Source organism: Streptomyces sp. ID05-39B, assembly GCF_033794725.1.
GTDB classification, from domain to species: domain Bacteria; phylum Actinomycetota; class Actinomycetes; order Streptomycetales; family Streptomycetaceae; genus Streptomyces; species Streptomyces bobili.
Genome location: NZ_JARGEF010000019.1, coordinates 45,849 through 57,585, shown reverse-complemented (window position 1 = coordinate 57,585; position 11,737 = coordinate 45,849). Strand labels below are relative to the sequence as shown.

11 protein-coding genes are annotated in these 11,737 nt (G+C 70.2%); 10 read left to right on the top strand and 1 reads right to left on the bottom strand.

The annotated features are described in order from the left end of the window. The 4 genes from P1P75_RS07505 to nusB form a co-directional block, all read left to right on the top strand. Positions 1–519: hypothetical protein (locus P1P75_RS07505; RefSeq protein ID WP_319252761.1), on the top strand; the 519-nt coding region annotated here is incomplete at its 5' end. Between the two features lie 103 nt (positions 520–622). After that, positions 623–1,729, top strand: a complete 1,107-nt coding sequence (locus P1P75_RS07500) for an aminopeptidase P family protein (protein ID WP_319252758.1) — start codon at positions 623–625, stop codon at positions 1,727–1,729. Positions 1,730–1,787: 58 nt separating this feature from the next. Then, complete coding sequence (gene efp, locus P1P75_RS07495) at positions 1,788–2,354, top strand: elongation factor P (protein ID WP_073493489.1); 567 nt, start codon at positions 1,788–1,790, stop codon at positions 2,352–2,354. Between the two features lie 2 nt (positions 2,355–2,356). After that, entirely contained in the window at positions 2,357–2,788 is a 432-nt protein-coding gene (nusB, locus tag P1P75_RS07490) for a transcription antitermination factor NusB (RefSeq protein ID WP_266454102.1), read from the top strand. Positions 2,789–2,973: 185 nt separating this feature from the next. Here nusB and bldD read toward each other — a convergent pair whose 3' ends face one another. Beyond that, positions 2,974–3,474: a transcriptional regulator BldD gene (gene bldD / locus P1P75_RS07485; protein ID WP_020128858.1), complete on the bottom strand. Its 501-nt coding sequence runs from the start codon at positions 3,472–3,474 to the stop codon at positions 2,974–2,976. Between the two features lie 269 nt (positions 3,475–3,743). Between bldD and pyrR the strand changes: the two genes are divergently transcribed. The 6 genes from pyrR (at position 3,744) to carB (ending at position 11,737) form a co-directional block, all read left to right on the top strand. After that, positions 3,744–4,349, top strand: a complete 606-nt coding sequence (gene pyrR, locus P1P75_RS07480; RefSeq protein ID WP_319252770.1) for a bifunctional pyr operon transcriptional regulator/uracil phosphoribosyltransferase PyrR — start codon at positions 3,744–3,746, stop codon at positions 4,347–4,349. An 82-nt stretch (positions 4,350–4,431) separates the two neighbouring features. Beyond that, on the top strand, positions 4,432–5,412 hold the full coding sequence (locus tag P1P75_RS07475) for an aspartate carbamoyltransferase catalytic subunit (protein WP_319252756.1): 981 nt from the start codon (positions 4,432–4,434) through the stop codon (positions 5,410–5,412). A gap of 5 nt (positions 5,413–5,417) precedes the next feature. Further along, on the top strand, positions 5,418–6,704 hold the full coding sequence (locus P1P75_RS07470; protein WP_319252754.1) for a dihydroorotase: 1,287 nt from the start codon (positions 5,418–5,420) through the stop codon (positions 6,702–6,704). Then, the gene (locus P1P75_RS07465) at positions 6,701–7,267 is read left to right on the top strand and encodes a hypothetical protein (protein WP_319252752.1); all 567 of its coding nucleotides are present in this window, start codon (positions 6,701–6,703) and stop codon (positions 7,265–7,267) included. Before P1P75_RS07470 ends, P1P75_RS07465 begins: the two co-directional genes overlap by 4 nt. Continuing rightward, the gene (carA, locus tag P1P75_RS07460; RefSeq protein WP_319252750.1) at positions 7,264–8,436 is read left to right on the top strand and encodes a glutamine-hydrolyzing carbamoyl-phosphate synthase small subunit; all 1,173 of its coding nucleotides are present in this window, start codon (positions 7,264–7,266) and stop codon (positions 8,434–8,436) included. The genes P1P75_RS07465 and carA overlap by 4 nt, the downstream gene beginning before the upstream one ends. Next, positions 8,429–11,737: a carbamoyl-phosphate synthase large subunit gene (gene carB / locus P1P75_RS07455; protein ID WP_319252748.1), complete on the top strand. Its 3,309-nt coding sequence runs from the start codon at positions 8,429–8,431 to the stop codon at positions 11,735–11,737. The genes carA and carB overlap by 8 nt, the downstream gene beginning before the upstream one ends.

Genomic DNA, 11,737 nt, shown 5'->3' with positions numbered 1-11,737 from the left:
GCGGGGAAGACCAGCGTCGCCAAGTTCTGGGCCGACCACCGCCGGGTGCCCACCGCCCACATCAGCCTCGACGACGTCCGTGAATGGGTGCGCTCCGGCTTCGCCGACCCCCAGTCCGGCTGGAACGACCACTCCGAGGCGCAGTACCGCCTGGCCCGCCGCACCTGCGGCTTCGCCGCACGCAACTTCCTGGCCAACGGCATCTCGTGCATCCTCGACGACGCGATCTTCCCCGACCGCCCGGCCGTCGGACTCGGTGGCTGGAAACGGCACGTGGGGCCCGGCCTGCTCCCGGTCGTCCTGCTCCCCGGCCTGGAGGTCGTCCTGGAGCGCAACGCGGAACGCTCGGGCAATCGCCGCCTCGCCGACGAGGAGGTCGCCCGCATCCACGGCCGCATGGCCGGCTGGTACGGCTCCGGCCTGCCGATCATCGACAACTCCCAGCTCGACGTGCCGACCACGGCACGCATCCTGGACGACGTGCTGGCGAGGGCGATAGCGAGCCCACCGAGCTGGTGATCAGGGAGCGCGGTCGGCGGGCGGGGAGGCCCGTCCCGCCCGTGCCACCCCGCTCGGCGCAGCCCAACCAGCACAAACCGGTCATTCCTCCTAGGCTCGACTCATGTCAGAGGTGTACGCGGTTCGCCGCAGACGGCTGAGGGAACGGTGCAGCGCCGGCGGCAGCGCGAGCGCGCTGATCTCCCGTCCCGCCAATGTGAGATACCTCGCGGGTGCGGCGCCCCAAGGCGCCGTCCTGCTGCTGGGCGCGGACGAGGACCTCCTCGTCTGCACAGGCCCGCCCGACGACCGGCCCCACGAGGGCAGGCCCGACGAGGCCCTGAAGGTCCAGGTCCTGTCCCGCTCCGGAGGCGACCCCGCCGTGGCCGCCGCAGGCCTCCTCACGGACCGCGGCGGCGACTCCCTCGCGGTCGAGGAGCACCACCTCACGGTGGCCCGTCATCGCGCCCTGCGGTCGGTCGCGCCCCGGCTGCGCCTGGCCGACCTGGGCGGAGCCGTCGAGCAGCTGAGGGTCGTCAAGGACGAGGAGGAGATCTCCTGCCTGCGCATCGGCGCCGAGATCGCCGACCAGGCCCTGGGGGAGCTGCTGGAGTCCATCCTGGTCGGCCGCACCGAACGCCACCTCGCCCTGGAACTGGAGCGCCGCCTCGTCGACCACGGTGCCGACGGCCCCGCCTTCGTCACCTCCGTCGGCACGGGCCCGAACTCGGGCCGGCGTGGGCACCGGCCCACCGACCGACGGGTGGAGGAGGGCGATTTCCTGTCCGTCTGTCTCGGTGCGACATACCGCGGCTACCGCTGCGAGATCGGCCGTACGTTCGTCATCGGGACCTCTCCCGCGGACTGGCAGATCGAGCTGTACGACCTCGTCTTCGCCGCTCAGCGGGCCGGACGCGAGAGTCTGGTGCCCGGTGCCGCGTACCGGGACGTGGACCGTGCGGCACGCCAGGCACTGGACTGCGCGGGGTACGCCGAGGGCCTTCCGGTACTGACCGGGCACGGTGTGGGACTCGAAATCGAGGAGGACCCGCAGCTGGGTCCCGCGGCCATGGGTAAACTGGACGCTTGCGTGCCGGTCACCGTCGAACCGGGGGTTCACCTCCCGGGCCGGGGCGGTGTCCGGATCGATGACACGCTCGTCGTACGCCCCGAGGCGGACGGCGGACCCGAGCTACTCACCATCACGACCAAGGAGCTGCTCGCACTATAGCTACAGGCAGGTGCGTGCCCCCGTGGTCGTCCACGTCAGTCCAGGAGATTCCGCAACCGTGGCTTCCACGAACGACCTCAAGAACGGCCTGGTGCTCAAGCTCGAAGGCGGCCAGCTCTGGTCCGTCGTCGAGTTCCAGCACGTCAAGCCCGGCAAGGGCCCGGCCTTCGTGCGCACCAAGCTCAAGAACGTGCTGTCCGGCAAGGTGGTCGACAAGACCTTCAACGCCGGCGTCAAGGTCGAGACGGCCACTGTCGACAAGCGCGACATGCAGTTCTCCTACATGGACGGCGAGTACTTCGTCTTCATGGACATGGAGACCTACGACCAGCTGATGGTCGACCGCAAGGCCGTCGGCGACGCCGCCAACTTCCTGATCGAGGGCTTCACGGCCACCGTCGCGCAGCACGAGGGCGAAGTGCTCTTCGTCGATCTGCCGGCCGCCGTCGAACTCGTCGTCCAGGAGACCGAGCCCGGCCTCCAGGGCGACCGCTCCACCGGTGGCACCAAGCCCGCGACCCTGGAGACCGGTCACCAGATCCAGGTCCCGCTCTTCATCACCACCGGTGAGAAGATCAAGGTCGACACCCGTACGAGCGACTACCTCGGCCGGGTGAACAGCTAACCGTGGCTGCCCGCAACACGGCCCGTAAGCGCGCCTTCCAGATCCTCTTCGAGGGCGACCAGCGCGGCGCCGATGTCCTGACGGTCCTCGCGGACTGGATCCGGCTCTCCCGGGCCGACACCCGGCAGCCTCCGGTGAGCGAGTACACGATGCAGCTGGTCGAGGGATACGCCGAGCACCAGCGGCGCATCGACGAGCTGATCTCTCAGTACTCGGTCGGCTGGACGCTCGACCGGATGCCGGTGGTCGACCGCAACATCCTGCGGCTCGGCGCGTACGAGCTGATCTGGGTCGACGAGACCCCGGACGCCGTCGTCCTCGACGAGATGGTGCAGCTGGCGAAGGAGTTCTCCACGGACGAGTCGCCCTCGTTCGTGAACGGCCTGCTCGGCCGGTTCAAGGAGCTGAAGCCCTCGCTGCGCCGGGAGGCGTGAGAGGCACCACCGATGCCTCAGGGCCCGTGGACGTGCTGTCCACGGGCCCTGAGGCATTTTCCCGGCCCTCCGCGCCTCTGGGGCGCCCACGGCCCCGAGAGGCCCGCAGAAAGCCGCCGGGGCGGCCGGGACCTCTCGGTCCGGCCGCCCCGGCGGTACGTTTCTGCTGAGGCGCCGCCAGGCGCTCAGCCCTCCTCGTGGGAGACCGCGCGACGCGCGTCCGCGTCCAGCACGCCCCAGCTGATCAGCTGCTCGGTCAGGACCGAGGGCGACTGGTCGTAGATGACGGCGAGGGTGCGCAGGTCGTCCTGGCGGATCGAGAGCACCTTGCCGTTGTAGTCGCCGCGCTGCGACTGGATCGTGGCCGCGTACCGCTGGAGGGGACCGGCCTTCTCGACCGGCACGTGGGCCAGCCGCTCCAGGTCCAGGACCAGCTTCGGCGGCGGCTCGGCGGCCCCGCCCGGAGTGGTGCCCGGGAGCAGCTCCTGCACGGGAACCCCGTAGAAATCAGCCAGCTCCGCAAGGCGCTGGACGGTCACGGCGCGGTCGCCGCGCTCGTACGAACCGACCACGACCGCCTTCCAGCGTCCCTGGGACTTCTCCTCGACACCGTGGAGGGAAAGGCCCTGCTGGGTGCGGATCGCCCGGAGCTTGGCCCCGAGCTGTTTGGCGTATTCGCTGGACATATAGCTCCCCGGCACTGGGTCGACGCGACTGGGTTGGGTTTCCATGCCGCGCGGCTGGTAACTCACTGTGAGGTTACGCAGCGTGATTCTTCTGCGTCAAGCCGAATGGTCCACACCGACTCTTCCGTGGTATCCGTGGCCGATTGAGCCAATAGGGTGAACGGGGGCGTCCTCCCGGCCTGCTACCGTGGATGGCGCAAATCCGACGTCCTTTAACGTCCGTCCCGTGAGGCGGAGAAGGAGGTCCGTTTCATATGGACATGCACGACATGCAGGACCCGCAGGACAGCCAGGACCCACAGGGCTCGCACGGCACGCAGGACGCGCGGCCCGTACTCGAAGGCCCCGACATCGCGCGGGTGCTGACCCGCATCGCCCACGAGATCGTCGAACGCGCCAAGGGCGCCGACGACGTGGTGCTCCTCGGCATCCCGACCCGGGGCGTCTTCCTCGGCCGCCGGCTCGCCGCCAAGCTCGAGCAGATCACCGACCGCAAGATCCCGGTCGGCTCCCTCGACATCACCATGTACCGCGACGACCTGCGCATGCATCCGCCGCGCGCGCTGGCCCGCACGGAGATCCCCGGTGACGGGATCGACGGCAAGCTGGTCGTCCTCGTCGACGACGTGCTCTTCTCCGGCCGCACCATCCGCGCCGCCCTCGACGCCCTGAACGACATCGGGCGCCCCCGCGCGGTGCAGCTCGCGGTCCTCGTCGACCGCGGTCACCGCGAACTGCCCATCCGCGCCGACTACGTCGGCAAGAACCTCCCCACGTCGCTGCGGGAGACGGTCAAGGTCCAGCTGGCCGAGGAGGACGGTCGCGACACCGTGCTGCTCGGTGTCCGGCAGACCGCGCCGGGCGCGCAGCACTAGCACTCCGCCGTACGTCCCCGAGTGCGTGCCCCCACGCGCCCGCATGCCCGAAAACTCCCTCCTGTCCTACGGAGCCTGACAGATGCAGCGTCATCTCATCTCGGCCGCCGACCTCACCCGCGACGACGCCGTCCATGTTCTCGACACCGCCGAGGAGATGGCCCGGGTGGCGGACCGGCCCATCAAGAAGCTGCCGACCCTGCGCGGCCGCACGATCGTCAACCTGTTCTTCGAGGACTCCACCCGGACCCGGATCTCCTTCGAGGCGGCCGAGAAGCGTCTGTCCGCGGACGTCATCAACTTCACCGCCAAAGGCTCCAGCGTGTCCAAGGGCGAGTCCCTGAAGGACACCGCCCAGACCCTGGAGGCCATGGGCGTCGACGCGGTCGTCATCCGGCACGGCGCCTCCGGAGCGCCGTACCGCCTCGCCACCTCCGGCTGGATCGACGCCGCCGTCATCAACGCCGGTGACGGCACCCACCAGCACCCCACCCAGGCCCTGCTGGACGCCTTCACCATGCGCCGCCGGCTCGTCGGCCGGGACGCGGGGCTCGGCCAGGACCTGTCGGGCAAGCGCATCACCCTGGTCGGCGACGTCCTGCACAGCCGGGTCGCCCGTTCCAACGTCGACCTGCTGCACACGCTCGGTGCCCAGGTCACCCTCGTCGCCCCGCCCACCCTGGTGCCGGTCGGCGTCGAGACCTGGCCCTGCGAGGTGTCCTACGACCTCGACAGCACGCTGCCCAAGTCCGACGCCGTGATGATGCTGCGCGTCCAGCGCGAGCGGATGAACGCCGCGTTCTTCCCCACCGAGCGTGAGTACTCCCGGCGCTACGGCCTCGACGGGGAGCGGATGGCGCGGATGCCCGAACACGCCATCGTGATGCACCCCGGCCCGATGGTCCGCGGCATGGAGATCACCGCCGAGGTCGCCGACTCGGACCGCTGCACCGTCGTCGAACAGGTCGCCAACGGAGTGTCGATCCGGATGGCCGTCCTCTACCTGCTCCTGGGCGGGAACGAACCCGCCGTCGCCCACGCCCGTACCACCGAGGAGAAGTAACGACCATGAGCAAGATCCTGATCCGTGGTGCGCGGGTGCTCGGCGGCGAGCCCCAGGACGTCCTGATCGACGGCGAGGTCGTCGAGGCCGTCGGCAGCGGGCTGTCCGCCGAGGGCGCCGAGGTCGTCGAGGCCGACGGCAAGGTGCTGCTGCCGGGCCTGGTGGACCTGCACACCCATCTGCGCGAGCCGGGCCGCGAGGACTCCGAGACCGTCCTGACCGGCACCCGGGCGGCCGCGAGCGGCGGCTTCACGGCCGTCTTCGCCATGGCCAACACCTTTCCCGTCGCGGACACCGCCGGCGTCGTCGAGCAGGTCTGGCGGCTGGGCCGGGAGCACGGCTACTGCGATGTGCAGCCCATCGGCGCCGTCACCGTCGGCCTGGAGGGCAGGAAGCTCGCCGAGCTGGGCGCCATGCACGAGTCGGCCGCCGGGGTCACCGTCTTCTCCGACGACGGCAAGTGCGTCGACGACGCCGTGATGATGCGCCGGGCCCTGGAGTACGTGAAGGCCTTCGGCGGGGTCGTCGCCCAGCACGCGCAGGAGCCGCGGCTGACGGAGGGCGCCCAGATGAACGAGGGGATCGTCTCCGCCGAGCTGGGTCTCGGGGGCTGGCCGGCCGTCGCCGAGGAGTCGATCATCGCGCGGGACGTGCTGCTCGCCGAGCACGTCGGCTCCCGCGTCCACATCTGCCACCTGTCGACCGCGGGGTCCGTCGAGATCGTCCGCTGGGCCAAGTCCCGCGGCATCGACGTCACCGCCGAGGTCACCCCGCACCACCTCCTCCTCACCGACGAGCTGGTGCGTTCCTACGACCCGGTCTACAAGGTGAACCCGCCGCTGCGCACCGAGCGTGACGTGCACGCCCTGCGCGAGGCGCTCGCCGACGGCACGATCGACATCGTCGCCACCGACCACGCCCCGCACCCGCACGAGGACAAGGACTGCGAGTGGGCCGCCGCGGCCATGGGCATGGTCGGCCTGGAGACCGCCCTGTCGGTGGTCCAGGAGACGATGGTGGAGACGGGCCTGCTGGACTGGGCCGGGATCGCCGACCGCATGTCGCACGCGCCCGCCCGCATCGGCCGGGCCGAGGGCCACGGACGCCCCGTCTCGGCTGGTGAGCCCGCCAACCTCACGCTGGTCGACACGGCATACCGTGGGTCGGTGGACCCCGCGGGCTTCGCCTCGCGCAGCCGGAACACCCCGTACGCGGGGCGCGAGCTGCCGGGCCGTGTGACGCACACCTGGCTCCGGGGCAAGGCCACGCTCGTCGACGGGAAGCTCACGTGACACCTGTAATCCTGCTCGCGGCCCAGAAGGAATCGGCCGAAGTGACCGACTGGGCCGCCCGCATCGGCTGGGTCGTCGGCCTCGGCCTCTTCGTCGCGCTCGTCTACTGGCTGATGCGCGAGGGCTGGAAGTGGCGCGGCACGCTCCAGAGCGACCTGCCGGAGCTGCCCACCGCGCCGGACGACCTCGGCCCGGCGAGACTGAGTATGAGCGGCCGCTACCACGGCTCCACCACCGCCGGGCAGTGGCTCGACCGCATCGTCGCGCACGGCCTGGGCACCCGCAGCCGGGTCCAGCTCACCCTGACGGACGCGGGCCTGGACGTCGTACGCCCCGGCGCGAGCGACTTCTTCGTCCCGGCCGGGGCGCTGCGCGAGGCGGTCCTCGGCAAGGGCATCGCGGGCAAGGTCCTCACCGAGGGCGGACTGCTCCTGGTGACCTGGGAACACGGCGGCACGCTGATCGACTCCGGGTTCCGTTCGGACCACGCGGCCGAGCACACCGAGTGGGTCGACACCATCAACTCCATGATCAACAAGAGGGAAACGGAAGGCGCACGATGACGACCTCCATCCAGGGGATCGCCTCGCAGAGGCACAAGGCGGCTCCCGCCGTACTCGTCCTGGAGGACGGCCGGATCTTCCGCGGCCGTGCCTACGGGGCCGTGGGGGAGACCTTCGGCGAAGCGGTGTTCTCCACCGGCATGACCGGCTACCAGGAGACCCTGACCGACCCCTCCTACGCCCACCAGATCGTCGTGGCGACCGCCCCGCAGATCGGCAACACCGGCTGGAACGACGAGGACGACGAGTCGGGCCGCATCTGGGTCTCCGGCTACGTCGTGCGCGACCCCGCGCGCGTGCCGTCCAACTGGCGTTCCCAGCGCTCCTTGGACGACGAACTGGTCCGCCAGAACGTGGTCGGCATCTCCGGCATCGACACCCGCGCCCTCACCCGCCATCTGCGCGAGCGCGGCTCCATGCGCGCCGGCGTCTTCTCCGGCGAGGCGATCGCGGCCGATCCCGAGCTGCTCGCCCGCGTGCAGGCCCAGCCGCACATGAAGGGCGCGAGCCTCTACGAGGAGGTCGCCACCCGGGAGGCGTACGTCGTCCCGGCCGTCGGCGAGAAGCGGTTCACCGTCGCCGCGATCGACCTCGGCATCAAGGGCATGACCCCGCACCGCATGGCCGAGCGCGGCATCGAGGTCCACGTACTGCCCGCGACGGCCACCGCCGAAGAGGTCTACGCCGTCAGCCCCGACGGCGTGTTCTTCTCCAACGGCCCCGGCGACCCGGCCGCCGCCGACGGACCCGTGGCCCTGATGACCGAGGTGCTGGAGCGCCGGACACCACTGTTCGGCATCTGCTTCGGCAACCAGATCCTCGGCCGCGCCCTCGGCTTCGGCACCTACAAGCTGAAGTACGGCCACCGCGGCATCAACCAGCCCGTCCAGGACCGTACGACCGGCAAGGTCGAGGTCACCGCGCACAACCACGGATTCGCCGTGGACGCGCCGCTCGACAAGGTCAGCGAGACCAGGTTCGGCCGCGTCGAGGTCTCGCACGTCTGCCTCAACGACAACGTCGTCGAGGGGCTCCAGCTGCTCGACCAGCCGGCCTTCTCCGTCCAGTACCACCCCGAAGCGGCAGCGGGCCCGCACGACGCCGCCTACCTGTTCGACCGCTTCACCTCTTTGATGAACACAGTCCTGATGGAGGGCCAGCGTGCCTAAGCGCACCGATATCCAGTCCGTCCTGGTCATCGGCTCCGGCCCGATCGTCATCGGACAGGCCGCCGAGTTCGACTACTCCGGCACCCAGGCGTGCCGCGTCCTGCGGGCCGAGGGCCTGCGCGTGATCCTCGTCAACTCCAACCCGGCGACGATCATGACCGACCCGGAGATCGCCGACGCCACCTACGTCGAGCCGATCACCCCCGAGTTCGTCGAGAAGATCATCGCCAAGGAGCGGCCCGACGTCCTGCTGCCGACGCTCGGCGGCCAGACGGCCCTCAACACCGCGATCTCCATGCACGAGCAGGGGGTGCTGGAGAAGTACGGCGTCGAGCTGATCGGCGCCAACGTCGAGGCGATCAACAAGGGCGAGGACCGCGACCTGTTCAAGGGCGTCGTCGAGGCCGTCCGCGAGAAGATCGGGCACGGCGAGTCCGCCCGGTCCGTGATCTGCCACTCCATGGACGACGTGATCGCGGGCGTCGGGACGCTCGGCGGATACCCCGTCGTCGTCCGCCCCTCCTTCACCATGGGCGGCGCCGGCTCCGGTTTCGCCCACGACGAGGAGGAGCTGCGGCGCATCGCCGGTCAGGGGCTCACGCTCTCCCCGACCACCGAGGTGCTCCTGGAGGAGTCCATCCTCGGCTGGAAGGAGTACGAGCTGGAGCTGATGCGCGACAAGAACGACAACGTCGTGGTCGTCTGTTCCATCGAGAACTTCGACCCCATGGGCGTCCACACCGGTGACTCCATCACCGTAGCGCCGGCGATGACGCTGACCGACCGCGAGTACCAGCGGCTGCGCGACATCGGCATCGCGATCATCCGCGAGGTCGGCGTCGACACCGGCGGCTGCAACATCCAGTTCGCGGTGAACCCCGAGGACGGCCGGATCATCGTCATCGAGATGAACCCGCGCGTGTCGCGGTCGTCGGCGCTGGCCTCCAAGGCGACCGGCTTCCCGATCGCCAAGATCGCGGCCAAGCTCGCCGTCGGCTACACCCTCGACGAGATCCCCAACGACATCACCAGGGAGACCCCGGCCTCCTTCGAGCCCACGCTCGACTACGTGGTCGTCAAGGCCCCGCGCTTCGCCTTCGAGAAGTTCCCGAGCGCGGACTCCACGCTGACGACCACCATGAAGTCCGTCGGCGAGGCCATGGCCATCGGCCGCAACTTCACCGAGGCCTTCCAGAAGGCGCTGCGCTCGCTGGAGAAGAAGGGCAGCCAGTTCACCTTCGTCGGCGAGCCCGGCGACAAGCAGCAGCTGCTGACGGAGGCCGTCCGCCCCACCGACGGCCGCATCAACACCGTCATGCAGGCCATCCGCGCCGGCGCCACCCCCGAGGAGATCTTCGAGTACACGAAGATCGACCCCTGGTTCGTCGACCAGCTGTTCCTGATCAAGGAGGTCGCGGACGGCCTGGCCGCCGCCGACCGCCTCGACGTCGACCTGCTCGCCGAGGCCAAGCGGCACGGCTTCTCCGACCAGCAGATCGCCGAGATCCGCGGCCTGCGCGAGGACGTCGTCCGCGAGGTCCGGCACGCGCTGGGCATCCGCCCGGTCTACAAGACGGTCGACACCTGCGCCGCCGAGTTCGCCGCGCGGACGCCGTACTTCTACTCCTCCTACGACGAGGAGAGCGAGGTCGCGCCGCGCGAGAAGCCGGCCGTCATCATCCTGGGCTCCGGCCCGAACCGCATCGGCCAGGGCATCGAGTTCGACTACTCCTGCGTCCACGCCTCCTTCGCGCTGTCCGACGCCGGGTACGAGACGGTGATGGTCAACTGCAACCCGGAGACCGTCTCCACCGACTACGACACCTCCGACCGCCTGTACTTCGAGCCGCTGACGCTCGAGGACGTGCTGGAGATCGTCCACGCGGAGGCGCAGGCCGGCCCGATCGCCGGTGTGATCGTCCAGCTCGGCGGCCAGACCCCGCTGGGCCTGGCACAGGCCCTCAAGGACAACGGCGTACCGATCGTCGGCACGCCCCCCGAGGCCATCCACGCGGCCGAGGACCGGGGCGCCTTCGGACGCGTCCTCGCCGAGGCCGGTTTGCCGGCCCCGAAGCACGGCACCGCCACCACCTTCGCCGGGGCCAAGGCCATCGCCGACGAGATCGGCTACCCGGTCCTGGTCCGGCCGTCGTACGTCCTCGGCGGGCGAGGCATGGAGATCGTCTACGACGAGACCCGGCTGTCCTCCTACATCGCCGAGTCGACCGAGATCAGCCCCACCCGGCCGGTCCTCGTCGACCGCTTCCTCGACGACGCCATCGAGATCGACGTCGACGCGCTCTACGACGGCGAGGAGCTGTACCTCGGCGGCGTCATGGAGCACATCGAGGAGGCCGGCATCCACTCCGGCGACTCGGCGTGCGCCCTGCCCCCGATCACCCTCGGCGGCTTCGACATCAAGCGCCTGCGGGCCTCCACGGAGGCCATCGCGCGCGGGGTGGGCGTCCGCGGACTGATCAACATCCAGTTCGCGATGGCCGGCGACATCCTCTACGTCCTGGAGGCCAACCCGCGCGCGTCGCGCACCGTCCCCTTCACCTCGAAGGCGACCGCGGTGCCGCTCGCGAAGGCCGCCGCCCGGATCTCCCTGGGCGCGACCATCGCAGAGCTGCGCACGGAGGGGCTGCTCCCGGCGACCGGTGACGGCGGTGAACTGCCGCTGGACGCGCCGATCTCCGTCAAGGAGGCCGTGATGCCGTGGAGCCGCTTCCGTGACACCTCGGGCCGCGGCGTCGACACCATCCTGGGCCCGGAGATGCGCTCCACCGGCGAGGTCATGGGCATCGACTCGGTCTTCGGCACGGCCTACGCCAAGTCGCAGGCGGCCGCCTACGGCCCGCTGCCCACCAAGGGCCGCGCGTTCATCTCGGTCGCCAACCGCGACAAGCGCTCGATGATCTTCCCGGCGCGCGAGCTGGTCGCCCACGGCTTCGAGCTGCTCGCCACCTCCGGCACCGCCGAGGTCCTCAGGCGCAACGGCCTCACCGCCACCGTCGTGCGCAAGCAGTCCGAGGGCGTGGGCCCGAACGGCGAGAAGACCATCGTCCAGCTGATCCACGACGGTCAGGTCGACCTCATCGTCAACACTCCGTACGGCACCGGCGGCCGTCTCGACGGCTACGACATCCGTACGGCGGCGGTGGCACGCTCGGTGCCCTGTCTGACGACGGTCCAGGCGCTCGCCGCCGCCGTCCAGGGCATCGACGCCCTCAACCACGGGGATGTGGGGGTGCGTTCCCTCCAGGAACACGCCGAGCATCTGACCGCGGCCCGCGACTAG

Bases quoted from the DNA above. Each gene is read 5' to 3' on its own strand.
- bldD (WP_020128858.1), bottom strand. From the start codon at position 3,474: ATGTCCAGCGAATACGCCAAACAGCTCGGGGCCAAGCTCCGGGCGATC.
- carA (WP_319252750.1), top strand. From the start codon at position 7,264: ATGACGACCTCCATCCAGGGGATCGCCTCGCAGAGGCACAAGGCGGCT.
- P1P75_RS07500 (WP_319252758.1), top strand. From the start codon at position 623: ATGTCAGAGGTGTACGCGGTTCGCCGCAGACGGCTGAGGGAACGGTGC.
- P1P75_RS07475 (WP_319252756.1), top strand. From the start codon at position 4,432: ATGCAGCGTCATCTCATCTCGGCCGCCGACCTCACCCGCGACGACGCC.
- pyrR (WP_319252770.1), top strand. From the start codon at position 3,744: ATGCAGGACCCGCAGGACAGCCAGGACCCACAGGGCTCGCACGGCACG.
- P1P75_RS07470 (WP_319252754.1), top strand. From the start codon at position 5,418: ATGAGCAAGATCCTGATCCGTGGTGCGCGGGTGCTCGGCGGCGAGCCC.